Origin of the sequence: Salipiger sp. PrR002, assembly GCF_010500775.1 — a bacterium.
Taxonomy (GTDB): Bacteria; Pseudomonadota; Alphaproteobacteria; order Rhodobacterales; family Rhodobacteraceae; genus Salipiger.
Genome location: NZ_JAAGOU010000010.1, coordinates 1 through 24938, shown reverse-complemented (window position 1 = coordinate 24938; position 24938 = coordinate 1). Strand labels below are relative to the sequence as shown.

The following is a 24938-nucleotide window of genomic DNA, read 5'->3' as shown; positions in this document are numbered from 1 at the left end:
GGGGACACGTCTTTCGTCCCCAAGACACTCGCCTGCTGATCCAAGGGAGGGGCAATGGCCTTCATCCTGCGCGAGGCCGAGAAGATCATCTGCGCGGTGCTCTTTTTGGCCATGACCTTTCTCGGCTTTGCCAATGTCGTGGTGCGCTACGGCACGCATTACTCGCTGGCCGCCACCGAAGAGCTGCTGACCAATGGCTTTCTGCTGCTGACCATCTTCGGCGCCGCCATCGCCGCGCGCCGCGGCGAGCATCTGGCGGTGGGGCTGGTGCATGACCTGCTGCCGCGCCCGGCGCGGCGGGTGGTCTTTGCGCTCTCGGTGCTGGCCTCGGCGCTGCTGCTGGTGCTCTCGGCGTGGTTCTCCTGGCAGGCGATGACCAACATGATGGGCAACGGCATGCGCTCTTACGGGCTGCAGATCCCCGCGTGGTATTATCAGGCCGCCGTGCCCTTCGGCTTTGCGCTGGTGCTGATCCGCTACCTGCAGCACGCATGGGTGGTCTGGCGCACCGGCGAGGATCACGAGGTCATCCCCGATGTATGACCTGATCCCCGGACTTCCCGCAGGCACCGAGATGGTGATCCTGTTCTTCATCCTGCTGGCGCTGCGCGTGCCGGTGGCCTTCTCGCTGGGGCTCTCGGCGATCTACGCCATGTGGCAGATCGGCTTTGGCCTCGAACTGGCGGGCGATCTCATCGCCACGGGGATCACCAAATTCTCGCTGCTGGCCATCCCCTTCTTCATCCTCGCGGGCACGCTGATGGGCTCGCTCGGGATCGCCGAGCGGATGATCCGCTTCTTCCGCGTGCTGATCGGCGGCACCCCCGGCGGTATGGGCGTGGTCGGTACCACCGTGTGCCTGTTCTGGGGCGCGGTGAGCGGCTCGGGCCCGGCCTCGGTCGCCGCCATCGGGCCGATGATCATCAAGGGCATGGAAGAAGACGGCTACCCCAAGCCCTATGCGGCGGGCCTCGTCTGCACCGGCGCGGCGCTGTCGATCGTCATCCCGCCGTCGATCGGGCTGGTGATCTATGGGGTGATCGCCGAGACCTCGATCTCGCATCTCTTCCTTGCCGCGATCCTGCCGGGCCTCTTCATGGGGGCGATGATGCTGCTGACGCTGCCCTTCGCCAAGCCGAAGGCCGGGCACGCGGCCTCGCTGGAAAAGCTGAGCCCCATGCCGCATGCCGAGAAATCCTATGGCGCGCGGCTATGGCTGTCGTTCAAGGAAAGCTTCTGGGGGTTGATGACACCGGTGGTCATTCTGGGCGGCATTTACTCGGGCATCTTCACCCCCACCGAGGCCGCTTTGGTCGCCACGGTCTACGCGCTGCTGGTGGGCGGGCTGATCTACCGCACGCTGACTTTGGACGGTCTTTACCATTCGCTGTCCAATGCGGCCGCGTCTTCGGCCACGGTGATGCTCGTCGTCGCCTATGCCAGCCTTTTCGGCTGGGTGGTCACGGTGGAGGATCTGGTCGGCAGCTATTCGGGCGCGCTGCTGGGACTTTCCGGCAATGAGGGCGTGATCTTGCTGGTGATTATGCTGATCCTGCTGATCGCGGGCATGTTCATGGACGCGGTGACGGTGATGTTCATCTGCCTGCCGATCTTCATGCCGGTGGTGCGCGAACTGGGCTGGGATCCGGTCTGGTTCGGCGTGCTGGTCATGGTCAATCTCGCCATCGGGCTGATCACCCCGCCGGTGGGCATCAACCTTTACGTCGCCGCCAATGTCACCCGCCTGCCGATCGAACGCGTTGCGCGCGGCGCGCTGCCCTTCCTGCTGGTCTGCGTCATCGGGCTGGCGGTGATCGGGCTGGTGCCGCAGCTTTCCCTTGCCCTGCTCGGGCCCGCCAATTGAGGAGTTTGCCATGACCCAGAAGACAGCCCCCAAGACCGCGATTGTCACCGGCGCCGCGCGCGGCATCGGGCTTGCCACCACCAAGCAGTTCCTCGCCGAGGGCCGCAAGGTGGCGATGATCGACCGCGACGCCGAGGCGCTGATGGAAGAGGCCGGGCAGCTCGAGGGTGTGCTGCCGGTGGTCTGCGACGTCTCGCAGCCCGATCAGGTGGCGGCGATGGTCGATGAGGTGGCCGGGGCCTTTGGGCGGATCGACGCGCTGGTGAACAACGCCGGGGTCGCCGATTTCGGCCCCATCGAGGACACCACATTCGAGCGTTGGCGCACCGTGATGGCCACCAATCTCGACGGGGTGTTCCTGTGCTCGCAAGCGGCGGTGCCGCATCTGAAGCAGGTGCAGGGCGCCATCGTCAACATCGCCTCGATCTCGGGGCTGCGCGCCTCGACGCTGCGGGTGGCCTATGGCACCTCCAAGGCCGGGGTGATCCAACTCACCCAGCAGCAGGCGGCGGAACTGGGCGAATACGGCATCCGCGCCAATTGCGTGGCGCCCGGCCCGGTGCGCACGAAACTGGCGATGGCGGTGCATTCGCCCGAGATCATCGCCGCCTATCACGATGCGATCCCGCTCAACCGCTATGATTCGGAGGATGAGATCGCTTCGGTGATCGTCTTCCTGTGCTCGGACCGGGCGAGCTATGTCACCGGGCAGACCATCGCCTCGGATGGCGGCTTTCAGTCGACCGGGGTGGGGTTGCCGGCGCTGCGCGTCTGAGCGGCGCGGCGCGGGTGGCCGCGCCGGATCTGCGTATTTTTGAAGAGAAGAAGCAGGGGGCGCGCGGCTGAGGCGGCGCGCCCTGTCTGAGTTTGCTGCGGCCTGAGTTTGCTGCGGCTTAGCCCTGCGCCGCCTTTCGGGCGCGGATCAGTGTGAAGATGCCCGCGCAGGTGATGATCGCCGCGCCAAGCGCCACATTGGGCCGCAGCGTCTCGCCAAAGGCCAGCATGCCGAGGGCCGAGGCGAAGACCAGTTGCAGATAGGCGAAGGGCTGCACCGCCGAAGCTTCGGCCACCTCATAGCATTTGATCAGGGTGAAATGCCCGGTCGCGCCGGTGACGCAGAGCGCTGCCATCATCGCCCAGTCAGAGGCACTCATCGGCTCCCAGAACCACATGCCGATGAGCGTGGCGGTGGCGACGCCCACGGTGCCGGTCCAGAAGAACGAGGTGGCGGCGCTGTCGGTGCGCGCCACGCGGCGGGTCAGCAGCCCGTAAAGGGCGAACATCAGCGCCGCCAGCAGCGGGATCGCGGCGAGCGGCGAGAACACCCCGCCCGAAGGCTGCAGGATGATCAGGATGCCAAGAAAGCCGATGCCGATCGCACTCCAGCGGCGCCAGCCGACCTTTTCGCCCAGCACCGGCCCCGAGAGCGCCGCGATGAGCAGCGGGTAGCAGGCAAAGACCGCGTGGCTTTCCACGAGGCCGAGATAGACGAAGGCCGAGACCATCACGCAGATCTCGAGCACCAAGAGCACGCCGCGGAAGGCCTGCAGCAGCGGCTGGCCGCTTTTGGCGGCGGCGCGCAGCCCGCCCTTGTGGCGCGCGGCCAGTGTCAGCACGAAAAGCGCGAAGAACCAGTAGCGCACCATCGTCACCATATAAACGTTGGTGGCCTCGGACAGATGCCGCGACAGACCGTCCTGCACCGAGAAGATGAAGGTGGTCAGCACCATCAGCCAGATGCCGAGGCGGGTGTTCTGCTGGGCCATTCAGGGCGTCCTTGCGAGGGGCATGTTCGCGACGGTCATATGGCGCTTGCGGCCATGGCCGGGCTGGCGGGTGACGTCGAACCCGGCCTCGGCGAGCGCGCGGCGCACATGGCCTGCGGCGGTATAGGTGGCGGCGCTGCCGCCCGGGGCGGTGTGGCGGGCGACCTCGGCCATCAGATCGGCGCCCCAAAGCTCGGGGTTCTTGGCGGGCGAAAACCCGTCGAGGAACCACGCATCGGCCTGCTGGTCCCATGCGGCAAGGGTCTGCCGCGCGTCGCCCTCAACCATGGTGAACCGCAGGTCGGGCAGCGAAAAGGCGCGGGCGTTCTGCTGCCAGAAGGGCGCAAGTTCCGCGGCGATATCCGAAAGCTCGGGAAAGGCGGCCTGCGCGCGCAGCATGTCCTCGGCGGCGAGGGGGAAGGCTTCGAAGGTGGTGAAACGCAGGGTGCCGGGGATGCCCTCTGCACGCCAGAGCGCCAGCGTCGCCAGAAGGTTCAGCCCGGTGCCGAAGCCCAGTTCGGCCACATGAAACCCATCCACCAGCCGCGCTGGCAGATCATTGCCCGCGTGGAACGTGTGGCGGGTTTCGGCAAGCCCGTTCTCGAGCGAATAATAGGGATCGTCGAAGCGCGGTGAGACCGGCACGTCTCCGTCCCGCCACTCCGGGGTATCGGGGGGCAGCAGGGGATCGGGCCGGGGGGTGTCGGGCTGGCTCATTCTGCGCACCTGTCCTAGAACTGTGATCCTACATGAAGCGGAGTGGTCGGAATGGCAAGCGGGCAGAATGGCGTGGATGTGACGGTGCGCGGGGCGGGGATTTTCGGCCTGTCGATCGCATGGGCCTGCGTGCAGCGCGGCGCGCGGGTGCAGGTGGTCGATCCCTTCGGCGCGGGCAGCGGATCGAGCGGCGGGCAGGTGGGGGCGCTGGCGCCGCATGTGCCCGAGAACTGGAACCCCAAGAAGGCGTTCCAACTGGAAAGCCTGCTGATGGCGGCGGGATTCTGGGCCGCTGTGGAGGAGACCGGCGGCGTCTCGGCGGGCTATGGCCGTCTGGGGCGTTTGCAGCCGCTGGCCGACGACAAGGCGGTGGATCTGGCGCGCGGGCGCGAAGAGACAGCGCGGCAGCTTTGGGGCGATCACGCGGTCTGGCGGGTGATCAAGGCAGAAGAGGCGGGGGATTGGGCGCCGGTCTCTCCCACCGGGCTGCTGGTGCATGACACGCTGACCGCACGGATGAACCCGCGCCGCGCCTGCGCTGCGCTGGTCGCGGCCTTGGCGGTGCGCGGCGTGGAGGTGCAGCCAGAGGCCGAGGACGCCGGGCAGGTGCTTTGGGCTGCGGGCTGGCGCGGGCTCGAGGATCTGTCGCAGGCGCTTGGCAAGAGGGTCGGCACCGGGGTGAAGGGCCAGTCGGTGAGCCTGCGCTTCGATGCGGGCGATGTGCCGCAACTCTTTGCGGGCGGGCTGCATGTGGTGCCGCACAGCGACGGCACGGTGGCCATCGGCTCGACCTCCGAGCGCGAGTTTGACGATCCAACCGCCACCGACGCGCAATGCGACGATCTGGTCGCCCGTGCCGCGCTGGCGGTGCCCGCGCTGCATGGCGCCGAGGTGATCGAACGCTGGGCCGGGGTGCGCCCGCGCGCGCGCAGCCGCGCGCCGATGCTGGGCGGCTGGCCGGGGCGCGAGGGTGCGTTCATCGCCAACGGCGGCTTCAAGATCGGCTTCGGCATGGCCCCCAAGGTGGCGCAGGTCATGGCCGATCTGCTGCTCGAAGGGCGGGACGAGATCCCTGAGGGCTTTCGGGTCGAAGACTCCCTCTGATCGCCTTGGCCTTCCCGCCTGCATCTGCAACCATATGCAAATGATCCGGCATGGCCGCGCCGCAATGCGCCCCGCGCTGCCGGGTCGAGACAACAGGAGAGACCCGCGTGACCCACGCAGACGACATGGCCCGCATCGCCGAAACGGCGAAAAGCTGGCGCCGCAGCATCCACGAACAGCCCGAACTTCTTTACGATCTGCCCATCACCGCCGCCTTTGTCGAAGAAAAGCTGAAGGGCTTTGGCGTCGATGAGATCGTTCCCGGCATCGCCAAGACCGGCATCGTGGCGCTGATCAAGGGGGCCAAGGGCGAGGGCCCGGTGATCGGGCTGCGCGCCGATATGGATGCGCTGCCGATGGACGAGAAGACAAACCTTCCCTACGCCTCGAAGATCCCCGGCATGATGCACGCCTGCGGCCATGACGGGCATACGGCGACGCTGCTCGCTGCCGCGCAATATCTTTGCGAGACGCGCGACTTCGCGGGCACCGTGGCGCTGATCTTCCAGCCCGCCGAAGAGGGTGGCGCGGGCGCACGCACGATGATCGAGGAAGGGCTGCTGGAACGCTTCGGCATCGAAAGCGTCTATGCGATGCACAACAAGCCGGGACTGCCGGTGGGCCAGTTCGCCACGCGCGCCGGCCCGCTGATGGCGGCGGGGGACCGCTTTGTGGTGACGGTGACCGGGCGCGGCGGCCATGCCTCGGCACCCACCATGTCGATCGACCCGGTGGTCGCGGCGGCGCATCTCATCGCCTCGGCGCAGACGCTGGTGTCGCGGTTTTCCGATCCCTTCGATCAGGTGGTGGTTTCGATCACCTACCTCGAGGCCGGGTCGGGCAGGGCGCTCAACGTGATCCCCGACACCGCCACGTTCGGCGGCACGATCCGCACGATGAATTCCGAGACAAGGGCCGAGATCGAGGGCCATCTGCGCCGCCTTCTCAACGCCGGGGCCGAACAGTTCGGCTGCGAGGCCGAGCTTGACTGGCGTCCGGGCTATCCGGTCACCGCCAACGATGCCGGCAAAGCCGCCGTGGCCGTCGGCGCGGCGGCGGCTGTGGCGGGGCCCGAGAATGTCGATGACAATTGCGACCGGATGATGGGCTCGGAGGATTTCTCCTACATGCTGGAGCAGCGCCCGGGTGCCATCGTCTGGTACGGCAATGGCGACAGCGCCGAGCTGCACAACCCCTCGTATAACTTCAACGACGAGGCGATCCTGCCCGGTATGCGCTATTGGGTCGAACTGGTCGCACGGGAGCTTGCGGCATGAGCGAGGTGAGACTTCCGTTTGACGAGTTGGTCGGTCTGCTGACGCGGATCTTTGAAGGTCAGGGTCTGCCGCCGCGCGTGGCGCAGGTGCTGGCGACCAATTGCGCCACCTGCCAGCGTGACGGCGGGCTGAGCCACGGGGTGTTCCGTATTCCGGGCTATGTCTCGACGCTGCAGAGCGGCTGGGGCAATCCCAGCGCCATGCCGGTGATCGACGAGGACGGCGGCACGCTGATCCGGGTCGATGCGCGGGGCGGCTTTGCACAGGTGGCGCTGGCCGAGGCGCGCGCGCGTCTGGTGGCGAAAGCGCGGGCCGAGGGCGTCGCGGCGCTGGCGATCCGCAACTCGCAGCACTTCAGCGCGCTCTGGCCGGATGTGGAGCCCTTTGCCGAAGAGGGGCTGGTGGCGCTGAGCGTGGTCAACTCGATGGCCGTGGTGGTGCCGCCGGGCGGCAAGACGCCGGTCTTCGGCACCAACCCGATGGCCTTTGCCGCGCCGCGCGCGGGGCAGGCGCCCTATGTCTGGGATCAGGCGGCCAGCGCTCTGGCGCATGGCGACGTGCAGATCGCCGCGCGCGAGGGGCATGAGCTGAGGCCCGGGACCGGCGTCGATGCCGAGGGCCAGCCGACCAATGATCCGAATGTCATCCTGAACGGTGGCGCGCTGCTGCCCTTCGGCGGCCATAAAGGCGCGTCGATTGCCATGACCATCGAGATCCTCGCCGCCGCCTTCACCGGCGGGGCCTTCTCGACCGAGGTGGACTGGTCGCAGCACGAAGGGGCGAAGATCCCGCTCACCGGTCAGTTCCTGCTGGTGATGGACCCCGAGCACGGCGGCAGCCACGGCTTTGCGACCCGTGTCGCCGCGCTGTCAGACACGGTGCGTGCGGCGGGGCAGGAGCGCCTGCCGGGCGACCGCCGCGCAGTGGTGCGCGCCGAAGCCGAGCAAAAGGGCGTCGCGCTGACCGAGGCCGATATGGAGATGCTGCAGAGCTATCTCTAATCCGCGAAAGGCTGCCGGGGATAAATTGTCACCGGCAGCCTTAACGCAGCGCGAGGCTCAGCGCTTCTTCTTCATCGCGTCCATCAGCGCCGCGCCAAGCGCGCCCTGACCACCGCCAGAGCCGCCCTTGGAGGCACCTTTGGGCCCGCTGCTCATCGGCCCGCGCGGGCCCTTGCCGGGGCCGCCCTTGCCGCGCGGTGCGCCGCCGCGCCCTTTGTCGGGCTGGGCGCGCCGGTCCTGCGCCGCCTCGCGACCGCTGCCATCCTTGCGCATCGAAAGCCCGATGCGCTTGCGCGGCACGTCCACCTCGGTGACGCGGACCTTCACCACGTCGCCCGCCTTCACCACCTCATGCGGGTCCTTCACGAACCGGTCTGCCAGCTGGCTCACATGCACCAGACCGTCCTGATGCACGCCGATGTCGACGAATGCCCCAAAGGCCGCGACGTTGGTCACCGTCCCCTCAAGCATCATGCCGGGGCGCAGGTCGGTGATCTCTTCCACGCCATCGGTGAAACTGGCGGTGACGAAGTCGGGGCGCGGGTCGCGGCCGGGCTTTTCCAACTCCGAGAGAATGTCGCGCACCGTGGGCAGGCCGAAAGCGCCGTCGACGAACTCTTCGGCGCGCAGCCCCTTGAGCGCCTGTGGCTGGCCCATGATCTGGCGGATGTCGCGCCCGCAGGCGGCGACGATCTTGCGCGCCACGCCGTAGGCCTCGGGGTGGACCGAGGAGGCGTCCAGCGGCTCGGCCCCGTCGCGGATACGCAGGAATCCCGCGCATTGCTCGAAGGCTTTCGGCCCCAGCCCCGCCACCTTCAGCAGCGCCTTGCGCGAGGGGAAGGCGCCAGTGCTGTCGCGGTGGCTGACGATGGATTGTGCCAGCGACGGGCCGAGGCCCGCCACATGCGCCAAGAGCGGCGCCGAGGCAGTGTTGAGATCGACGCCCACGGCGTTCACCGCGTCTTCGACCACCGCCTCGAGCGTCTGCGCCAGTTTGCGCTGGTCGACGTCGTGCTGATATTGGCCGACGCCGATGCTTTGGGGCGTGATCTTCACCAGTTCGGCCAGCGGGTCCTGCAGGCGGCGGGCGATGGACACCGCGCCGCGCAGCGAGACGTCGAGATCGGGGAATTCCTTGGCCGCCGTTTCCGAGGCGGAATAGACTGAGGCCCCGGCTTCGGAGACCACAACCTTGGTCGGCTTCGTCACGCTCGCGGGCAGCAGCTTCAGCACGTCGCCCACAAGCCGTTCGGTCTCGCGGCTGGCGGTGCCATTGCCGATGGCGATGAGCTCGATCTTATGGCGCGCGATCAGCTCCATCAGCGTGGCGGTGGCGCCGCGCGTGTCGTTCTTGGGCTGGAAGGGATAGATCGTCGCGGTGTCGAGCACCTTGCCGGTGGCATCCACCACGGCGCATTTTACCCCAGTGCGGATGCCGGGATCGAGGCCCAGCGTCGCCTTGGACCCGGCGGGGGCGGCCAGCAGCAAGTCCTTGAGGTTGCGCGCAAAGACCGCGATGGCCTCTTCATGCGCGCGGCGCCGCAGCTCGGTCATCAGGTCCACATACATCGACAGGCTCAGCTTCACCCGCCACGTCCAATCGGCCACGCCGCGCAGCCATTTGTCGCCAGCGCCGTCGCCGCGGATGCCGATGGCCGCAGCCACGATGTCCTCGCCGCGGCGGGTCGAGACCTCGGGGTCGGGGGCGATATCGACGGTGACCACCTCTTCCTTCGAGGCGCGCAGGATCGCCAGCGCGCGGTGCGAGGGAATATCGGACCATTTCTCGCGGTGGTCGAAATAGTCCGAAAACTTGGCGCCTTCCTGCTCCTTGCCCGGGGCGACCTTGGCGGTGATGAAGGCCTCGGCGCGCATGAACTCGCGCAGGGTGCCGAGCAGCGCGGCGTTCTCGGTCAGCTCTTCGCCAAGGATGTCGCGTGCACCGTCGAGCGCGGTCTTCACATCGGCGACGTTCTCGCCGAGGTAGCCCTCGGCCAGCTTGGCCGGATCGGCGTTGCGGTTCTCTTCGATGGCGCGCAGCAGCGGCTCGAGCCCGTTCTCGCGGGCGATCATCGCGCGGGTGCGGCGCTTGGGCTTATAGGGCAGGTAGATGTCTTCGAGCGCGGCCTTGGTCTCGGCGCCTGCGATGGATTTCTCCAGCGCGTCCGTCAGCTTGCCCTGTTCCTTGATCGAGTCGTGGATGGCGCGGCGGCGGGCTTCCATCTCGCGCAGATAGGTGAGCCGTTCCGACAGGTTGCGCAGTTGCGTATCGTCGAGCCCGCCGGTGACTTCCTTGCGGTAGCGCGCCACGAAGGGCACCGTGGCGCCACCGTCGAGCAGTTCAACCGCCGCCGTCACCTGCTTCGGGCTGGCCTGAATTTCACGCGCGATGGTGCTGGCGATGCGGGTCTGGGTGTCCACGGGGCGGCCTCCTTGGGGTCTTTCGGCGGGGTGGTTCGGCGGTCTTCGGGAAGGCTGGTGTAGCCTTGCCGCGCCGCTGCGCCAAGAGGCGCGTTGCGCGGCGGCTGATCCTTGCGCGGTTTGCATTGGCGAGGCGTTAGCCGGGCGAGCGCCTGCCCGTGGGGTGGCGCTGCGAGTTTGGAGGTGGGCGCTTTACCCCAGCCACGTCCGAGTGATTTCCGAGCGCAGTGCTACGATGAAAAGCGCCAGCCCGCCGGGACGGGCAGGCACTCACCCGGCGGCCTTCGGCCTTGATTCCGGGCGGGTGCGCAGCGCGTCTAGGTCCTAACACGGATATTTGCGCGCGCCGCGCGTGGTCACCGGCCCTCAGGGAGCCAACACCCGCACGCCATCCATCTGCGAGATTTGCCAGACATCTTCGTCGTATAGCTCGGTGAGCATATCCACATAGGCCGCGTCCCAGCCGGGCATGTCGAGCTCTTCTTCCATCGCCTCGGGCAGCGCGTATTTTTCCAAGAAGGCCGCCATCACCCGGCGCTTCTGAGCCTCGCTCACCTGCGGGTTCTCACGCAGGAAGCCGCGGAACCGCTGCATCGCCTCGGGGCTGACAAGCTCGGAGAAGAGATCGAAGCTGCCGATGATCTTGCGCTCGGCCTCGATCCCGGCGGCTTCGCGCAGGATTTGCCCCCAGAGAAGCGGCGTATCCTCGTTGCACCACAGCAGCAGCGGCACATCCGGCAACGCCTGCCGGATCCGGGCGATAAGGTCGGACCAGCGCAGCTGCATCGGGTCGGCCCCGGCCAGAAAGCTTTCGGGGGTCTCATGCGGCGTCGCGCGCAGCATCGCCGGGATCCACGTGGCGAAATCGCGCAGACCGATGAGGATTTGCAGATCATCGCCATCGAAGATCTTGGCCACCGCCTGCAGCCGCCGCTCGGCCTTGCGGTAAATCTCGCCGCCTTCGAGCGCCAGTTTGGGCACCGACAAAAGCGTCTCGTGGCTGAGGATCACCCGTTTCACCAGCGCCGGATCCTCGCTGAGGATCGCGTCGAGCATCACCTCGCGCGCCTCGGGCGCCGGGGCTCCCGCGCCAAGCTGGCTGACCACTTCCGAGAGCAACATGCGATAGCGCGAGGGGCCGGGAATGGAGATGCCTTCGCGGTGAAAATCGCAGGCGTTGCGCAGCAGTCCCTTGAGCAGCCGGTCCTCGTCCGTGCAATGGACGCCGATGTGAAGAATGACCTGCATGGCCCTGTGGTTCCGCCTGCTCTTTCGATTGCCTTTAGGGCGCACTATAAGCGCTTTGCGCCCGAGCGAAACCGCGCGCGACCCAGAGGGATCCACGAAGGAGCCGCCATGAGCCTTGCCGACAACAGCGCCCCCCGCCGCTTTCGCGCGCGCTGGCCGAGCCCGTGGTCGCTGGGGGCGGCGCTGATCGCGTCTGTGGTGGTGGCGCCGATCCTCGCGGTGCTCTGGATCGCGCTCTTTCCAAGCGAGAACATCTGGCCGCATCTCGTGTCGACGACGCTGCCGCGCTATTTCGGCAATACGCTGAAACTGATGGCTGGGGTTGGCCTGCTGGCCGGGGCCGCCGGATCGGGGGCCGCATGGCTGATCGCGCGCTACGAGTTCCCCGGACGGCGCTGGCTCGAATGGCTGCTGCTGCTGCCACTGGCGATCCCGGCCTATGTGGGCGCCTATGCGCTGGTGGATTTTCTGGAATACGCCGGGCCGGTGCAGACCGGGCTGCGGCAGATCTTTGGCTGGCAGACCTCGCGCGACTATTGGTTCCCCGAGATCCGATCCATGGGCGCGGCGATCCTCGTGCTCTCTGCGGCGCTTTACCCCTATGTCTACCTGCTCGCACGCAACGCCTTCCGCGAGCAGCCGGGCAGCGCCGATGAGGTGGCGCGCTCGCTGGGGCAGGGCGCCTTTGCCCGGTTCTGGCGGGTGGGGCTGCCGCTGGCGAGGCCCGCGATCGCCGCGGGCATGGCGATCGCGATGATGGAAGCGGTGAATGATTTCGGCACGGTCGATTACTTCTCGGTGCAGACGCTGACCACCGGCATTTTCAGCGTCTGGCTGCAGAGCAACAACGCGGGCGGCGCGGCGCAGATCGCCGGGACGGTGCTGGCGCTGGTGATCCTGCTGGTGCTGCTGGAGAAGGGCTCGCGCCGGAAGATGCGGTTCTTCAACCTCTCGTCGCGCCACCGCCCGGTGCCGCGTACGCGGCTCGCGGGGGGCTGGGCATGGGGGGCCGCGCTGGCCTGCGTCATTCCCTTTGCCATGGGCTTTGTGCTGCCGGCATGGGTGATCCTCGGGCACGCGCTCGACAACGCGGGCGCTTGGTCGGACCCGGATCTCTGGCGCGCCGGAGCGAACACGCTCAGCGTTGGCGGCATCGCTGCGGTGCTGACCGTGCTGGGCGGGGTGTTTCTGGTCTATGGCGTGCGCCTGTCGGGGCGGCAACTGCCGCGGCTGCTGCTGCCGGTCAGCACCATCGGCTACGCGGCACCCGGCGCCGTGCTGGGCGTCGGCATCCTGATCCCGCTCGCCGCGGTGGATCACATGCTCGCCGACGGCGTCGAGGCGCTCACCGGCGTGGACATCGGCCTCGTGCTGACCGGCTCGGCCTTTGCGCTGGTGCTCTCCTACTTCGTGCGCTTCTTCGCCATCGCCCAAGGCGCGGCGGACGCCGCAATGGGCCGGGTCTCGCCCAACCTCGCACGAGCAGCCCGGTCGCTCGGTCGCACACAAGGCCAGACCCTGCGCGAGGTCTATGTGCCGCTGATGCGCGGCTCGGTCGCCTCGGCGCTGCTGCTGGTCTTCGTCGATTGCGTGAAAGAGCTTCCCGCAACGCTGCTCCTGCGCCCGTTCAACTACGAGACGCTGGCAACCCGCGTGCATGATCAGGCATCGCTGGAGAACCTCGGAGGCGCCGCCCCCGCCGCAGTGCTGGTGATCGGCGTCGGTCTGGCGGCGGTTGGACTTCTGGCAAAGGCAAATCGGTGAAATCCCCCTTGCACCCGGTGGCCAAGCTGGCATATCCCTGCGCCCACGGTGCCCCTATAGCTCAGCTGGTAGAGCAACTGATTTGTAATCAGTAGGTCCGCGGTTCGAGTCCGTGTGGGGGCACCACTTTTCCTGCCTAAGTGTTTGAAAAGACAGGAAAGTGAAAGGTGGCCGCTACGGCGGCCCCCCAAGTAGCCCCCCAAGCGCACGCGCATTACGACGCAACGTCTTGCAACGCTTCGGTACGGTTTTCGAGGAACGCCTCGACCTCCGAGACTTTGAGCAGCGACATCGCACCCTTCTTATGGATGCGAATCTGGCCCGCGGCCGCCCATCGGTAGAAGGTCACCCGGTGGATGCCGAAAACCTCCTGAGCCTGCGCCAGACGGACGTAGAGCGGCTTGATTGATGCGGTCATTTTGGAAACTCCTCGTTGCGATGACATGCAACACCCTGAAACGGCGGGCAGGGGTGGCAGGGTGGCAGCGACCGGAATCCAAACGCCGGAGGCTTGCCACCCCCGGCGCCGGGCACGAAAAAGCCCGCCCGGCACCTGCATGCCGAGCGGGCTACGGGGCGCAGGAAGTCGCCCCGGATTGGCTCCGTTAATCGCCGGAGCCTGCGCGGCCTGTTAGCGAGGCCGCGCGACGAGAGCCGCCGAAGCGACCACCCTCGCGGGTCTGGATGGCGTGGCCGACAAGGGTGCCGACAACGCGCTTGGTAACGCTCTCGACCGCAAGGCGGCTGCCCCGGTCGGTGAGATAATCAGGATGGCTGCGGAAGGCGTCGGTCACCGCGCCCTCGACGAGCCGCCACAGCTGGCGATGCGCCGCGTGTTTCATCGCCGCACGAGACGGGCGCGGGTTGCGGTGCAGATCAGCCATGACGCCGCTCCTGCGGGCGCAGATCGAAGCCGAGGGTGGGGCGCGCCTCATAGGGCAAGGGGCAGCCATCCGGGCCCAGCACGCGCGAGATGGAGGCGCGCTCCGCCTCGAGCGCGGTGTCGGCATAGGCATGCGCCTCATCGCCGAGCCACCAGGGCGGCGCGATCCAGACCGCCATCAGTGCATCCTCCGCGGCGGTGGCGCGTCCCGAAGGATGCGGCGCGAGATCGAGAACGCCTGCGCGGTGGCGGCAAGCCACCCGGCGGTGCCCTCGGTATCGAGCGCGGCTGCCATCAGCAGAAGCAGCCGGGCCTCCTCGTGGCTTTCAGGCGCGATCACCCGGGCGGTTTGTAGCAGGGCGAGGGCGCGGCACTTGGTGCAGCCGCAGCCAAAATCGATGCTCGCCTCGGTCACAGGTTGGTCGTTCCGCATTCATGCGTCTCCCAGATAGCCTCGAGTTCTTGGCGGGGGCAGGGTGCGTCGGGCACGAGCGCAAAGCCCTTCGCGACCGCCTCGATGAGCCCACGCTCATGCAGCAGCGCATTGATCACGGCGGCAAGAATGACCTGCCCGAGCCGCTCGTCGGTGAAATGCGGCATCACCCGCGCCCCGACGATCGCGCGCAACTTTGAGCCGAGTTCGTCGGGCAGCACCGGAGAGTCGGAGAGCAGCTTGCCCAACTTGTTGATCGAGGTGTCGATCTCGCCGATGCGCGAGAGCGAGCGCGCCAGCGCCTGCACCTGCTCGGGCGTCATGGGATCAGGAAGCGACATCGAGTGCCTCCCCACTATGTGTGGCCTGATCCCAGCGCAGGACGCGCGCGGCGCGCGGGCGCGGCCCGGGTTCGAGCACGAGCACGACCGCCTCGCCGGGCGCAGGCGCGGTCGGCAGAGCGTCCAGCGCGTCCATGGAGAAGAAGACATCGCGCCCCGGATAGCCGAAGGGTATGGCAAAGCCGAAGCCGCGGCGGAAGTCGAAGAGCTTCACCCGAGCGGCGACGATGTGGTCGGGAATGGGCACCTCCGGCTCGGGCGTGCCGCCCTCAATGGAGAGCACCCGGATGGCCTCGAGGCCCTTTGGCGAGGGGCGATACTCGACCTCGACAGTGGCGCCCTGCGGCGGCGCTTCGAAGCCACACTCGCGCAGGATGGAGAGGTGGAGGAAGATATCGTCGCCCTCGGGCAGAGTGACGAAGCCATAGCCGCGCTCCGAGCGGAAGCGCTTTGCGGCGCATTTAGCGATTTCAGACATGGGTAAACACCAGATTGCAGGCTGACCATTTCAGCCAAGGTCAGCGTGCAATCGGGGGCAGGGGTGGCAGGGTGGCAGCGACCGGATTCCAAACGCCGGGGCTGTGCCACCCAGATAAAATAGGGATGTCCGCATACCGTGTATGTGCGCTTCGTCATTTCGCTGAAGGGCCTATATTGCTTAGCTTTTCCTTCTGAGGACGCCCTTGCTACACCAACGCTTTCGCCGCTTTCTCGACGCCCTCGACGCCCTCGACGCCCTCGACGCCCTCGACGCCCTCGACGCCCTTAACCCGGCCCAAATCGAAGGCGCCCAGACGAAGATGCAAGATCTCCGACAAAAGACGGAAACGATCCCGGCGGTCGAAGCACGGGCAAACCAAGATCACAAGAGCCCCTTCTGCGGCGAGGAGAGCCGCCAGAAGTGGGGCCGCACGCGGACCAAGGTCTAGCGCTACCGCTGCACCGGCTGCCAGAAGACCTATTCGGGCCGAACCGGCAGCGCCATCGGCCGCATCCATCGCCCAGACCTGTTAATGGTGGCGCTACGGGATGTGCTGGACACCACTGCACCGCAGTCGGTGCGCAAGCTCGCGAGACGGCTCGGGCCCAACAGATACATGGTCTGACGCCGGCGGATGCTAGTGTTTTTGATCATCGGGAGCAGGAGGTCATCGCCGAGTTTCTCCGGGATCATCGAGGCGGATGAGACCTAGAAGCGAGAGTCGCGGAAGGGAGCGCGAGAATTGGTCCGCCACTTCGCCGATCCACAGAGTGTCCCGCGGCCGCCGCGACCTCGCTGGGAAGACTTCACGACGCAAGGGATGAAGATGAAGCAGGGTCTCTTTAAATGGCAACTCTCCATCCTCACGGTCGCCGACCGTGGCGGTTCAGTTCTCGCCTCTTGCGGCGGCTACCGAACCGCAAGTGTGCCACAGCGGAGCGCGCCATGACGCCTCTGGTGCCGGATGATGCCGTGCTCTTCTCCGACGGTGCCAACGGCTGCAAGAACCTCGCAGCGGCAGCCGGTTTCGAGCACTCCGTTGTCGGCAGCAAGCCAAACACGCGCGTGACCTCAGGCTGCTATTACATCCAGAACGTGAACTCGCTCCACGCCCGGTACAAGAGCTTCATCAAGCCCTTCTGCGGACCAGCCGCGAAGAACTTCAGCGGCTACATCCGCTGGATGGAGGTGCGGCTGGCGGGGATGCGACCTGCGGAGCTTGTCCAGGCATCGTAAATCCGGTGACATGGCAGAGGTCCGCTTCGAGCCCCTATCTGACCGCGTTGCTCGCAGGGGATTTCGCACCTGCGGCATGGGCGCGCCCATCCCTACCGGCCCATTCCGGTCATTCGCGCCAGGCGCAGCGGATGACCGGTCCCAGCCCAAACTCGCCGTCAGCCTTGCGGTGCCCTTCTGGCGAAGCGGACCTCCGTCCAGAAAGGCCGGGGCGACCAAGGAGCGGACCTTCCTGCCGTTCGCTGCATGCGCAACGTTGGTCGCGAGCAGCGGCGGCAATGTGCAGGAAGCGGTCCTTTCAGAGCTCGATTAACCCACCGGAAGCTGCCTTTCAGGCGGGCGCAGCGATCGGCCCCTCTGAGCGCAAATGCGGCGTTCGAAACCCAACTATGCCTTGACGCACGTCAAGGCATACGCATTCCAAAACTAGTATGTTTGGGGCTATCCGATTTTCGTCATCATGGAGGATGAGACGATGGCAAGAGGTGGAAGCGGAAATGGAGCTGGTGTCGGTGGCGGCAACGGTGGAGGTCGGCCAACCGGGGCCGGGGTCAAAAAGGGCGAACTCTTTGGTGACATGTATGTCCTGCTGAGGGACCTTGATCCGACCGATGGGGATGGAGGAAACGGCGAGCCCGTACTCGACGGTAATGGTAACCCTATTCTGGTGGGTTCGGATGGCGATCCGATCTTCTACGTCGCCGACCCGGCTTCTGAAGACCCGGCCAATCCTGACTGGATTCTCGATCCTGACCGGGAAGCCTTCACCCTGGAGGTCGAACTGGAGCGCGCCAACGTTGCGCGAGCACCGGACAAGGTCATGGAAAAAGCCTTGGACGCCGCCCTCGAAAAGATCGCGACGGCAGATCCCGGAAGTGTCGGAACCGACTTGGCGGGGCGCATTACCTATGAAATCGACGGGACCGAGGCGACCATAGACTCGCCAGTGGAGAACCTCGCGCTCTACAGATACCTGATGACTCAAGATGCTGATGGAAGCGACGCCGGAGGATGGTCAATTGACTTGATCACCGCGTGGCCCGAGCCTCTGCAGGCTCTTGTCGGTGATGATCCAGAAAACCCGGCATGGGATCCGTCTAGCCTGCTGGGTGCGGCCTTCTCCAAGGAGGGTGAGGTGACTCTGGACGGGATGCTCTATGAGAACAGCGTTCTGGGAGTAAACGCAGTTTCGCAATCGCAGTCAGGAGTCGACATCGACTATTTCGAATTCAGCGATGCGGGCGGGGAAACCTACAACTATGACCGGAACGCTCGGTATGACGGAGTTGAGGTCGGCTATTACATGAACATCGATGACGATCCCGATCTTGAGTACCAAGAAGGGTTCATCATGGACCTCGTGTTCGGCGGCGAAGGGTGGGACGACAACTATCTTGTCTTGGCCGATGGCGGCCAGTCCTTCACCGAAGAGGATGCCACTGGCTCGGGCGCGAATGATTTCGCTCAGGCTGCTGACGATGCCCGCGCCGTCATTTTCTTCATGCACGAGTACAATGCTTTCGCACTTGAGATCGCCTGAAGCTCTGGAACGACGCGGCGCCTAAGCCGGTGCCGCGTCTTCACGGACATGTCCCGGGAGGGAGGAATACCCTATGAATTCTCGAAACAAAATTGTGCCGTTCGGACATGACGATGGACACGACGAAGAGCCGCTTCTCGTTGAGGGAACCAACCATCGAGACGAGATAATCACAGGCGGCGGACCGCAGTTTATCCTTGCCGGCAACGGCAGGGACACCATTCGGGCTGGCGGCGGGCCTGACATCATCGAAGCTGGAAACGGCGATGATGAGGTATTCGCCGAAGGCGGTCCGGACAAGGTCTGGGGCGGGAATGGTAATGACTTCATCGATGGAGGCGGCGGCCCAGACACCATAGACGGCGGACGGGGAAACGATACGATCATCGGCGGTGCCGCTGCCGACGTTTTAACAGGAGGCCCTGGCCGCGATGTTTTCGTTTACCGTTCCGCAAGTGAAGCTTCGGGCCACGGCAATCACGAAGAGGAAGAGGACAGCGACGACGGATCTCCCGAAACGATCACGGATTTCCACGTCGGGACAGACGTCTTCGATTTCAGTGCGATAGGAACCGTAGCTTCCTTTTCGGAAGGACCGCAGGAGGGCGCCGTCTGGGCAGTGCAGCAGGGCTCGAACACGATGCTTTACGTCGACACGAACGGAAGTCTCGAAGGGGACCACCCTGCGGAGATGCAAGTCCTTCTCCTTGACGTCGTGGCCGCTGATCTCAGCGTCGACGATTTCATTTTCTGACGAATGCACGCCGTGAAGGGCCTTCCGACTGCGACACAAGTTTTGGGCATGTGCGATGGGAAGGGGTCGGCGTCCGCCGATCCCTTCGGTAACTCGCAATTGGTACAAGAGGTCGCTCCCCAAATTGTAGATCATAAAGGCACGACACCAGTACCTACGACGAAGCTCCACTTCGTCGGGCGAACTGGTCGAGCGGAGTCGCGTGGCGAAGGTCGGCTTCACTTAAACCCGCTGGATGACTCAATGGTGACCTTTGAGCTGACTCCGGACTTGTGCGTTGCCTGGCCGGCCGGCAGGAGCACTGATCGAGCCGCTTGGGCTCACTTCCAGTCGCACGTCGCATGAAAGCCATGGTGCGGGATAACCGACCTTCCCCGTTCCACCTTACAACCATCTTTCAATTTAATCATAACTCCAAATCCCCTGGTCATACCTTTCCCATTTGCCATCAGGGCGCTCTCTACTCTCAAAATTATAAGGGGACGAATGCCAAACATCGACTTCATTTTCGAGCGTATCCAAGAGGTATGTCCCGTAGGTCGTTTCTACAAGAAGCACGGCGTGGGAGCTTAAAGTGCGACGATGTTGTACAATTGCGATAGTCATCGCTCCACGGGGAAGGCCCTGCTGAACGAGCCATTCTCTTTTGTATAAGGAAATATCCTCGCAATCACCGAAGCCGGCTGCGGGGAAAGCCCAGTATTCCTCGACCCCGTAGAGTTCTAAGTCTGTCACGCTGCAGTCTATGGCCCGCCTCGCTGCTTCATTAGCGGCCTCAAGGAGCAAGATGGTATCTGGCAGATAGGAGATCTCGTGCGGTCCTGACAGGTCGCAATGTTTGGGATTCCGGATGCAGTACGAGGTATAAGGAGAATGGGAGTCTCGCAATTCCGCAATGGGTAAACTCAAGTTACGCGCTGGCTCAGCGGACAGGGGATATGCAAAATATAGGTCAGATATATAGCTAACGATGATCGCCTGAAATATTCCGCGCAAGTGCATTTTCAGAGCTCCACGCTATGTCAGTTAAAGCCGCGTAAACCTCTTGGTACCGTGAGCCCAAAGGATTCTTCTTGTTCATCGTCAATGACACGGACTGAGTATACGCACACTATGATCGCCACCTGGGCACTGATTGCTCGCCAGGAGAGGGATCGTCATGTTGAGCACCAACCAAATTGCATTCTTTGCCGTCTTCGGAGCTGGTCTTGTGACGTTCGGAGGTTCCGCACCGGCTCTAGCGGATGAAGCGGGCGAGAGGGAATATCTCGTTGCTTGCGCGGGTTGCCATGGAGAAAGCGCGATGGGCGATGGGCCGCTTGCGGGCCTCTTGAACATCTCAACTCCGGGCCTGCTGCAGCTTGCTCAGGCAAACAACGGGACATTTCCCTTCGAAGCGGTTCTAGCGACCATCGACGGCCGCGACGGCGTTAGGGCTCATGGTGAGCCGATGCCGGTATGGGGCGAGCGATTCCAGGCTTCAGCCACCAGCCAGCGTGGTGAAACCTCAGAGATGGTCGCCAGAGGCCGTATCCTGTCTCTCGTTTACTACTTGGCCTCAATCCAGCAGTAGCTGCACTAAGTCCGTTCCTTGGCGGTCTTCATCCGACTACGAGCAAATGACCGGAAGGCAGTCAATTGGGTCTAGGCGCGCACAGGTCCACTACCTCTGGTTTGGCAATTCAAGGGGACTGACAGCTTTGGCCCTGAGCAGGGCGCGGGCACATGCGTCTGCAAAGGGGCTGGGAGCGGACGAATGCACCCGCAGCGAAGCTCCGGCTCAATCTCGGTCAGTTTGGGCTCGGAGGGGCCGATCGCTGCACTCCGCCTGAACGGCAGCTTTCGAGGTGTGAACCGTGCTCGGCAAGGTCCGGTTACTGCGCATTCCTGCCGTTCGTCCAAGATGCAGCGAACGACCGCTCCCCGCCCTTTCTCCCTCCTGACTTCGTGGCGCAGCGTAAATCGAGCACATGCGGCGAACGGCTGAAAGTCTCGCATAGCGGACCAACGCGGTTTGCGGACACCCCAGAAAAATATGGCGCGGTGCGGGGTGACACGCCGTCACCCCTCCGCCATCCCTAGCGCGGTGGCGGGGCAGCGTCAGGCTGCCGCGTCGTCGCCCGTTTTCCACGGGTGAGCGTTGGCGGTAGCCGCCGGGCCGGTGATCTGCACGTAAGGATCGCCGCTCGGCAGGGTGCCATCGGAGGTGGCCTCCTTCCACGCGGTGAGCTCTTTCCAAGTGCCGACCGCATCGTCGAGGAAGCCGATGAACCGGGTTTCGTTGAGTACGCCGGAGACCGAGACGAAGCTCTCGTCGAAGACCAGCACGTCATCCACCCAGACGCGCAGAAGCTCCGCCACGTGATCGAGCGAGACGGTGATCGCCGCCTCCACCCCATCCGAGAGCGTGCCCGCCGGCGCGGTGGTGCTGGCCAGCGCCGGATAGCTGCCGTCGGCGTCGCGCAGCCCGATGCGCAAGAGCCCGCTCGAGGTGAAATATTCCACCGTCAACACCCCGTCCGAGACCGAGACCAGCAGCGGCGAGCCGTTGCTGCCGGAAAAATCCGGCGCGCCGACAAGATGCGCGGTAAAGCCTGTGACGCCGCTGCCGATCATCGCGGGATCGAGGAAAGACGGGCCCGCATCGGTGGTGGTGAAGCTCGGGTTGCCGGGGATGGTGCTGGCCAGCACCGCCGGATCCGGCAGATGCCGCAGCGGCACGCCGAGCAGATCGCTCAGCCCCACGTCGACGATGGGGAAATTCTTCCAGATCTCGTTTTGGTAGTCCTCGGGGTTTTCCAGCATGCCGCTGGCACCGCCCTCGCCAAAGCCCAGCAGCGTGGCATCGGTGAAGCTGCCGCCATCATTGGGGTAGATCCGCACCCGGCCCGCGACGATCTCGGCGCGCTGCGCCGGGGCGCCGTCGATCTGCCAGCCCATGACCTCGGTCCAATGGGCAAAACTCTCATCGAGGGCGGCCTCGCCGCGGGCAATCCGCGTGGTGGTGATCTCGCCCGCCGTGGACCAGACCTCGACATAAGAGCCATCGCTCTGCCACGCGCACATGTCGAAGGCGGGGATCGCCCAGGAGGTGACGCCAATGCCGCGCAGCACCGCATGGCCGATCATCCGCGCGCGGTTGATCATCCCGCCCTCGACATCACGCGCCGGATGGGCGCTGTCGGTCCAGCCGCCGGCGCCATCGTCATAGCCATTGGCATAGGCGTTGAGGTTGAAGGTCAGCGCCGCGAACCGCCCGGCGAAGGCGCTGCTGGCGACCAGCGCGCGCCAGCTTGTGGTGCAGGCTTGCTTGCTCGAGTAGCTGACATAGGCATTGCCCGCGGCATCGAGCGTGGCGCTTTGCAGATCCACCGCGGGCGAAAAGCGATGCGCCCCGGCACAGGGCACCACGGTGATCGCATCGCCGTAGAGATCGCGCAGGGTGTGGGAAATGGCGATATCACCGAGCACGAAGGGCGCGGCCTCGGAATAGCTCAGCGCCGCCCCGGTCAGATCGCGCCCGAAGAGGAAGGCGGCAAAGGCCTCGCCATAGGCCTCGGCATAGCTGCCGGGCGCGGCGAACCATGAGTGCCAGAGGTATTGCACCGGCACGCCATCGGCGGTGGCGGCCTCATGCAGCGCCAGATCGTCGGCCCAGAGACGCCCGAAGCCGGCATAGCTGTCGTCCATGAGCTCCTGCACGCCGGTGCCGGCCTGCGTGTGCATGACGAGGATGATCTCGCGCCCCGGAAGATGGCGCATGAAGACATTCGCCAGGGCGACCATCGGCCCGGTGACGGTCCCGGCGGTGACCGCCGCGTCGTTGACCGCAAGGCTCTCGACCCCAGCCGCGCCGCCGTTGGTGCGGTCATGGCGCCAGAAAGTCACCCTGTCTTGGGCCACCAGCGGCTCCGCAGCCAGCTGATCGTAGAAGGCAGCCATCATCAGATCGTCCTCCGACTGGCCCCAAATCGCCAGTTTGAACGGCCCGGTGGCGGTGGCCGCGGCAGCCGCCATCAGGGCAGCGTCGAGACTGAGCATGGTCGGGAAATCGGACGTGCTGTGGAACTTGGGCATGGGTGCATCCCCCTGTGGATGAAAGGCGCCGCGTCACTCGGGCGCCAAGACCTCGTTGATGGTTTCGAGTTTGCGATTGGCACAGGTGCGCCCGCGCGCCTCGGCGATCAATGCGTCGGAAAGCTCCCCCTCGGTGGCGGGAGCGGGCCCGGGATACCCCGGGCAAGGCAGAAGAAGGTCGGCAGGAACCGCCGGTGGCGGGGCGACAACCACAAGCTCATCACGGCCCATACAGCCGCCCAGCAGTAGCGCGCAGAAGATCGGAAAGAGGCGCATCGCGGCCCTCCATTGTTTGCAACTCGTGCTCGAGCGCGGTCCAGCGCTCGCGGTCGCGCTCGGCGCGCTCGAGGTAGACGCGGTGAACCCGCGCCGCCTCCTGCGCCTGCGACAGTGCCGTGCGCGCCCCGACGAGCTCGGCTCTCGAGACCCGCAACTCCGCCTCGAGATCGGCCCGCGCTTTGACCTGCCGCGCGAACCACCAAAGGCCGCAGGCGACGATGGCGCAGAGCGCGAGCCGGAGCGCGGAGCGGATCATGCGGCCCGCGCCTCGAGGGCGGAGGAAATGCGGGCGCGGAGGGAGTCGCCGACCTCACGCGGTTTGCCGGGCGCCTTCATGCCCGGCAGCCACGTTATGTCCCATTTCCGGCGCTGCCAGACACCGAGGGTGGGCTGCACCTCGGCATGGGTCAGCACCGAGAAGGGCGTGACCGGAATGTCGTAGGTCAGGCACAGATCGGCGACCTCATCGGCAAGCAAGGCGACCTGCTCGGGGGTGACGGGATAGGGCCCCGGATGGAAGGGCGTCTCGAGCGCGCCCGCCATGGCGTCGAGCGCGACGCCGATGGCGCCGGTGTTCATCGCCCGGGTATGCGCGGCATAGACCCCATCGGTGCAATCCGCATTGGCCTCGGGCTTCAGAGCGCCAGCATAGGCGCGGGCATCCTGCCCGATCAGCAGATGATAGTGCTGCCGCTCAAGCTCGATCACCCCCGAAGCACCGGCGGTCCAATGCAGATGGATGCGGTGCAGGCCGGAGCAGTGGAAGAGCTCCGCAACGGAGCCGACCTTGCGCGCCGCCATGGCCGCGCGCTGCGCCTGCTGGGTGCGCGGGCCCCAAAGCCCGTCGATAGGGCCCGGCGAGAAGCCGAGAGCGGCGACGCGCGCCTGCAAGTCCCGAGTGGAGATCTTCATGGGGGGTAGCCTCCTGTGAAAACGAAAAAGCCCGCCTCGAGGGGCGGGCCGGGAGCGGCAAGGAGAAGGGTGTCAGCGCACCAGTACGAAAACCGGGGGCAGGATGACGAGCAAGGCCCCGAACAACACAGCGCCGAGCTTGATCATGTACCAGAAGTCCTCACAGGGTGATCGCTTCGGGCGCCGGCAAATCTTGGTCTTCTTCATTCGCTATCCCTTTCGGATTTTTGCTCTTCGATGAACCGCTCGATGATGGTCACCGAGACGAGCCCGACCAGAAACGCCGCGGCACAAAGCGTGCCCAGCGCGCCTGACATCTCCTCGGGCAATTCGCCAATCCAAGGCTTCAGCAGCGTGGGCGCGAGGGCGCCGACGCCGAAGCTGGTGCAGCTGCCAATGAAGGTAACGCGCAGACCCTCACGCCATGTGGTCTTGAGCGCGGCAGAGCGCACCGTGCCGCCCAGCGCGCCGAAGAGGGCGAGCAGGGCGCCGCGCTCGTTGAAGATTTCGCTAAACAGGTTTGGCTCATGGCTCATGACGGTACCCCCACGGTCAGATAGTGAATGGCAAGCCGAACAGAGCCGCCGGTGAAATCGGACCCCAAGGCAGTCAGCCGGATGGGCGTATCGGCATAGAACGCCTGCGGCCCGATCACGCCGAGGTTGGTAGAGCCCAGAGACACACCGAGCGAGCCGCCGAATTTTGACGTCTCGCCGACGATGCCGACCTCGTAAGACGTGGCCCCGGTGATGGCCGCGGTGGTGCGGCTCGAGACACCAAGCACAATTGAGCCAGCCCCTTTGAAGTGGTCCACCCACGAAGCCGGAAATCCGATAGGAT

27 protein-coding genes, 1 tRNA gene and 1 pseudogene are annotated in these 24938 nt (G+C 65.5%); 12 read left to right on the top strand and 17 right to left on the bottom strand.

Annotation, left to right across the window (positions count from 1 at the left end; translation table 11 throughout):
* Positions 1–54: 54 nt before the first annotated feature.
* Genes G0A00_RS12275 through G0A00_RS12265 form a run of 3 tightly spaced genes read left to right on the top strand, consistent with a single transcriptional unit; the run spans position 55 to position 2639 of the window.
* Positions 55–543 (top strand): TRAP transporter small permease, encoded by a 489-nt coding sequence (locus G0A00_RS12275; RefSeq protein WP_164181466.1) that lies wholly within the window; start codon positions 55–57, stop codon positions 541–543.
* Positions 536–1864 (top strand): TRAP transporter large permease, encoded by a 1329-nt coding sequence (locus tag G0A00_RS12270; RefSeq protein WP_164181468.1) that lies wholly within the window; start codon positions 536–538, stop codon positions 1862–1864. Before G0A00_RS12275 ends, G0A00_RS12270 begins: the two co-directional genes overlap by 8 nt.
* 10 nt (positions 1865–1874) lie before the next feature.
* Positions 1875–2639, top strand: coding sequence for an SDR family NAD(P)-dependent oxidoreductase (locus G0A00_RS12265; RefSeq protein ID WP_164181470.1), 765 nt, complete (start codon positions 1875–1877; stop codon positions 2637–2639).
* 118 nt (positions 2640–2757) lie between these two features.
* On the opposite strand, the gene G0A00_RS12260 is transcribed toward G0A00_RS12265, so the two are convergent.
* Together G0A00_RS12260 and mnmD are read right to left on the bottom strand one after the other, a co-directional pair.
* Entirely contained in the window at positions 2758–3630 is an 873-nt protein-coding gene (locus G0A00_RS12260) for a DMT family transporter (protein ID WP_164181472.1), read from the bottom strand.
* On the bottom strand, positions 3631–4347 hold the full coding sequence (gene mnmD, locus G0A00_RS12255) for a tRNA (5-methylaminomethyl-2-thiouridine)(34)-methyltransferase MnmD (protein WP_164181474.1): 717 nt from the start codon (positions 4345–4347) through the stop codon (positions 3631–3633).
* A 51-nt stretch (positions 4348–4398) separates the two neighbouring features.
* Here mnmD and G0A00_RS12250 point away from each other — a divergent pair, with 51 nt between their 5' ends.
* The 3 genes from G0A00_RS12250 to G0A00_RS12240 all read left to right on the top strand — a co-directional run bounded on the left by G0A00_RS12250 (position 4399) and on the right by G0A00_RS12240 (position 7729).
* A complete protein-coding gene (locus G0A00_RS12250) occupies positions 4399–5451 on the top strand; it encodes an FAD-binding oxidoreductase (protein ID WP_164181476.1) in 1053 nt (350 codons plus the stop codon).
* 107 nt (positions 5452–5558) lie between these two features.
* Positions 5559–6728: a M20 aminoacylase family protein gene (locus tag G0A00_RS12245; protein WP_368667696.1), complete on the top strand. Its 1170-nt coding sequence runs from the start codon at positions 5559–5561 to the stop codon at positions 6726–6728.
* A complete protein-coding gene (locus G0A00_RS12240; RefSeq protein WP_164181478.1) occupies positions 6725–7729 on the top strand; it encodes an Ldh family oxidoreductase in 1005 nt (334 codons plus the stop codon). The genes G0A00_RS12245 and G0A00_RS12240 overlap by 4 nt, the downstream gene beginning before the upstream one ends.
* 57 nt (positions 7730–7786) lie before the next feature.
* Here the strand turns inward: G0A00_RS12240 and G0A00_RS12235 are convergent, their stop codons facing one another.
* Both G0A00_RS12235 and G0A00_RS12230 read right to left on the bottom strand, forming a co-directional pair.
* On the bottom strand, positions 7787–10150 hold the full coding sequence (locus G0A00_RS12235) for a Tex family protein (protein ID WP_164181480.1): 2364 nt from the start codon (positions 10148–10150) through the stop codon (positions 7787–7789).
* A gap of 366 nt (positions 10151–10516) precedes the next feature.
* Positions 10517–11398: a hypothetical protein gene (locus G0A00_RS12230; RefSeq protein WP_164181482.1), complete on the bottom strand. Its 882-nt coding sequence runs from the start codon at positions 11396–11398 to the stop codon at positions 10517–10519.
* A 108-nt stretch (positions 11399–11506) separates the two neighbouring features.
* On the opposite strand from G0A00_RS12230, the gene G0A00_RS12225 reads away from it, so the two are divergent.
* Positions 11507–13162 (top strand): iron ABC transporter permease, encoded by a 1656-nt coding sequence (locus G0A00_RS12225; protein ID WP_164181484.1) that lies wholly within the window; start codon positions 11507–11509, stop codon positions 13160–13162.
* Between the two features lie 50 nt (positions 13163–13212).
* Positions 13213–13288, top strand: a tRNA-Thr gene (locus G0A00_RS12220).
* Positions 13289–13376: 88 nt separating this feature from the next.
* Here the strand turns inward: G0A00_RS12220 and G0A00_RS12215 are convergent.
* The 6 genes from G0A00_RS12215 to G0A00_RS12190 all read right to left on the bottom strand — a co-directional run bounded on the left by G0A00_RS12215 (position 13377) and on the right by G0A00_RS12190 (position 15297).
* Positions 13377–13580, bottom strand: coding sequence for a helix-turn-helix domain-containing protein (locus G0A00_RS12215; RefSeq protein ID WP_164181486.1), 204 nt, complete (start codon positions 13578–13580; stop codon positions 13377–13379).
* 187 nt (positions 13581–13767) lie between these two features.
* The gene (locus G0A00_RS12210) at positions 13768–14046 is read right to left on the bottom strand and encodes a hypothetical protein (protein ID WP_164181488.1); all 279 of its coding nucleotides are present in this window, start codon (positions 14044–14046) and stop codon (positions 13768–13770) included.
* The gene (locus tag G0A00_RS12205) at positions 14039–14224 is read right to left on the bottom strand and encodes a hypothetical protein (RefSeq protein WP_164181489.1); all 186 of its coding nucleotides are present in this window, start codon (positions 14222–14224) and stop codon (positions 14039–14041) included. The genes G0A00_RS12210 and G0A00_RS12205 overlap by 8 nt, the downstream gene beginning before the upstream one ends.
* Positions 14224–14478, bottom strand: coding sequence for a hypothetical protein (locus G0A00_RS12200; RefSeq protein ID WP_164181491.1), 255 nt, complete (start codon positions 14476–14478; stop codon positions 14224–14226). Before G0A00_RS12200 ends, G0A00_RS12205 begins: the two co-directional genes overlap by 1 nt.
* Entirely contained in the window at positions 14457–14819 is a 363-nt protein-coding gene (locus G0A00_RS12195) for a hypothetical protein (RefSeq protein ID WP_164181493.1), read from the bottom strand. Before G0A00_RS12195 ends, G0A00_RS12200 begins: the two co-directional genes overlap by 22 nt.
* Positions 14806–15297 carry a cold-shock protein gene (locus G0A00_RS12190; protein WP_164181495.1) on the bottom strand — a complete coding sequence of 164 codons (492 nt, stop codon included), beginning with the start codon at positions 15295–15297 and terminating at the stop codon, positions 14806–14808. Before G0A00_RS12190 ends, G0A00_RS12195 begins: the two co-directional genes overlap by 14 nt.
* A gap of 948 nt (positions 15298–16245) precedes the next feature.
* On the opposite strand from G0A00_RS12190, the gene G0A00_RS12185 reads away from it, so the two are divergent.
* From G0A00_RS12185 to G0A00_RS26755, 3 genes are all read left to right on the top strand, one after another.
* Positions 16246–16536: a hypothetical protein gene (locus tag G0A00_RS12185; protein ID WP_164181497.1), complete on the top strand. Its 291-nt coding sequence runs from the start codon at positions 16246–16248 to the stop codon at positions 16534–16536.
* A 475-nt stretch (positions 16537–17011) separates the two neighbouring features.
* Positions 17012–18076, top strand: coding sequence for a hypothetical protein (locus G0A00_RS12180; RefSeq protein ID WP_164181499.1), 1065 nt, complete (start codon positions 17012–17014; stop codon positions 18074–18076).
* 73 nt (positions 18077–18149) lie between these two features.
* Complete coding sequence (locus G0A00_RS26755) at positions 18150–18830, top strand: calcium-binding protein (RefSeq protein ID WP_164181501.1); 681 nt, start codon at positions 18150–18152, stop codon at positions 18828–18830.
* A gap of 402 nt (positions 18831–19232) precedes the next feature.
* Here G0A00_RS26755 and G0A00_RS26865 read toward each other — a convergent pair whose 3' ends face one another.
* Entirely contained in the window at positions 19233–19832 is a 600-nt protein-coding gene (locus G0A00_RS26865; protein WP_164181503.1) for a transglutaminase-like cysteine peptidase, read from the bottom strand.
* A gap of 157 nt (positions 19833–19989) precedes the next feature.
* Between G0A00_RS26865 and G0A00_RS12165 the strand changes: the two genes are divergently transcribed.
* Positions 19990–20403 (top strand): cytochrome c, encoded by a 414-nt coding sequence (locus tag G0A00_RS12165; protein WP_203595359.1) that lies wholly within the window; start codon positions 19990–19992, stop codon positions 20401–20403.
* Between the two features lie 527 nt (positions 20404–20930).
* On the opposite strand, the gene G0A00_RS12160 is transcribed toward G0A00_RS12165, so the two are convergent.
* From G0A00_RS12160 to G0A00_RS12140, 6 genes and pseudogenes are all read right to left on the bottom strand, one after another.
* On the bottom strand, positions 20931–22907 hold the full coding sequence (locus tag G0A00_RS12160) for a hypothetical protein (protein WP_164181505.1): 1977 nt from the start codon (positions 22905–22907) through the stop codon (positions 20931–20933).
* A 220-nt stretch (positions 22908–23127) separates the two neighbouring features.
* Entirely contained in the window at positions 23128–23442 is a 315-nt protein-coding gene (locus tag G0A00_RS12155) for a hypothetical protein (RefSeq protein ID WP_164181509.1), read from the bottom strand.
* Positions 23439–24098 (bottom strand): N-acetylmuramoyl-L-alanine amidase, encoded by a 660-nt coding sequence (locus G0A00_RS12150; protein ID WP_164181511.1) that lies wholly within the window; start codon positions 24096–24098, stop codon positions 23439–23441. Before G0A00_RS12150 ends, G0A00_RS12155 begins: the two co-directional genes overlap by 4 nt.
* A gap of 72 nt (positions 24099–24170) precedes the next feature.
* Positions 24171–24305, bottom strand: coding sequence for a hypothetical protein (locus G0A00_RS26750; protein ID WP_255455346.1), 135 nt, complete (start codon positions 24303–24305; stop codon positions 24171–24173).
* Complete coding sequence (locus tag G0A00_RS12145) at positions 24302–24634, bottom strand: hypothetical protein (protein WP_164181512.1); 333 nt, start codon at positions 24632–24634, stop codon at positions 24302–24304. Before G0A00_RS12145 ends, G0A00_RS26750 begins: the two co-directional genes overlap by 4 nt.
* Positions 24631–24938, bottom strand: a pseudogene (locus tag G0A00_RS12140) (hypothetical protein); the annotation flags it as partial. The gene G0A00_RS12145 and the pseudogene G0A00_RS12140, both read right to left, overlap by 4 nt.

Excerpts from the sequence above, each read along its gene's own strand:
- G0A00_RS12160 (WP_164181505.1), bottom strand. The coding sequence starts at position 22,907 with ATGCCCAAGTTCCACAGCACGTCCGATTTCCCGACCATGCTCAGTCTC.
- G0A00_RS12270 (WP_164181468.1), top strand. The coding sequence starts at position 536 with ATGTATGACCTGATCCCCGGACTTCCCGCAGGCACCGAGATGGTGATC.
- G0A00_RS12205 (WP_164181489.1), bottom strand. The coding sequence starts at position 14,224 with ATGGCGGTCTGGATCGCGCCGCCCTGGTGGCTCGGCGATGAGGCGCAT.
- G0A00_RS12265 (WP_164181470.1), top strand. The coding sequence starts at position 1,875 with ATGACCCAGAAGACAGCCCCCAAGACCGCGATTGTCACCGGCGCCGCG.
- G0A00_RS12275 (WP_164181466.1), top strand. The coding sequence starts at position 55 with ATGGCCTTCATCCTGCGCGAGGCCGAGAAGATCATCTGCGCGGTGCTC.
- G0A00_RS26750 (WP_255455346.1), bottom strand. The coding sequence starts at position 24,305 with ATGAAGAAGACCAAGATTTGCCGGCGCCCGAAGCGATCACCCTGTGAG.
- G0A00_RS12240 (WP_164181478.1), top strand. The coding sequence starts at position 6,725 with ATGAGCGAGGTGAGACTTCCGTTTGACGAGTTGGTCGGTCTGCTGACG.
- G0A00_RS12210 (WP_164181488.1), bottom strand. The coding sequence starts at position 14,046 with ATGGCTGATCTGCACCGCAACCCGCGCCCGTCTCGTGCGGCGATGAAA.
- G0A00_RS12250 (WP_164181476.1), top strand. The coding sequence starts at position 4,399 with ATGGCAAGCGGGCAGAATGGCGTGGATGTGACGGTGCGCGGGGCGGGG.
- G0A00_RS12150 (WP_164181511.1), bottom strand. The coding sequence starts at position 24,098 with ATGAAGATCTCCACTCGGGACTTGCAGGCGCGCGTCGCCGCTCTCGGC.
- G0A00_RS12195 (WP_164181493.1), bottom strand. The coding sequence starts at position 14,819 with ATGTCGCTTCCTGATCCCATGACGCCCGAGCAGGTGCAGGCGCTGGCG.
- G0A00_RS26865 (WP_164181503.1), bottom strand. The coding sequence starts at position 19,832 with ATGCACTTGCGCGGAATATTTCAGGCGATCATCGTTAGCTATATATCT.
- G0A00_RS12185 (WP_164181497.1), top strand. The coding sequence starts at position 16,246 with ATGACGCCTCTGGTGCCGGATGATGCCGTGCTCTTCTCCGACGGTGCC.
- G0A00_RS12190 (WP_164181495.1), bottom strand. The coding sequence starts at position 15,297 with ATGTCTGAAATCGCTAAATGCGCCGCAAAGCGCTTCCGCTCGGAGCGC.
- G0A00_RS12145 (WP_164181512.1), bottom strand. The coding sequence starts at position 24,634 with ATGAGCCATGAGCCAAACCTGTTTAGCGAAATCTTCAACGAGCGCGGC.
- G0A00_RS12230 (WP_164181482.1), bottom strand. The coding sequence starts at position 11,398 with ATGCAGGTCATTCTTCACATCGGCGTCCATTGCACGGACGAGGACCGG.
- G0A00_RS26755 (WP_164181501.1), top strand. The coding sequence starts at position 18,150 with ATGAATTCTCGAAACAAAATTGTGCCGTTCGGACATGACGATGGACAC.
- G0A00_RS12215 (WP_164181486.1), bottom strand. The coding sequence starts at position 13,580 with ATGACCGCATCAATCAAGCCGCTCTACGTCCGTCTGGCGCAGGCTCAG.
- G0A00_RS12260 (WP_164181472.1), bottom strand. The coding sequence starts at position 3,630 with ATGGCCCAGCAGAACACCCGCCTCGGCATCTGGCTGATGGTGCTGACC.
- mnmD (WP_164181474.1), bottom strand. The coding sequence starts at position 4,347 with ATGAGCCAGCCCGACACCCCCCGGCCCGATCCCCTGCTGCCCCCCGAT.
- G0A00_RS12200 (WP_164181491.1), bottom strand. The coding sequence starts at position 14,478 with ATGCGGAACGACCAACCTGTGACCGAGGCGAGCATCGATTTTGGCTGC.
- G0A00_RS12225 (WP_164181484.1), top strand. The coding sequence starts at position 11,507 with ATGAGCCTTGCCGACAACAGCGCCCCCCGCCGCTTTCGCGCGCGCTGG.
- G0A00_RS12155 (WP_164181509.1), bottom strand. The coding sequence starts at position 23,442 with ATGATCCGCTCCGCGCTCCGGCTCGCGCTCTGCGCCATCGTCGCCTGC.
- G0A00_RS12165 (WP_203595359.1), top strand. The coding sequence starts at position 19,990 with ATGTTGAGCACCAACCAAATTGCATTCTTTGCCGTCTTCGGAGCTGGT.
- G0A00_RS12180 (WP_164181499.1), top strand. The coding sequence starts at position 17,012 with ATGGCAAGAGGTGGAAGCGGAAATGGAGCTGGTGTCGGTGGCGGCAAC.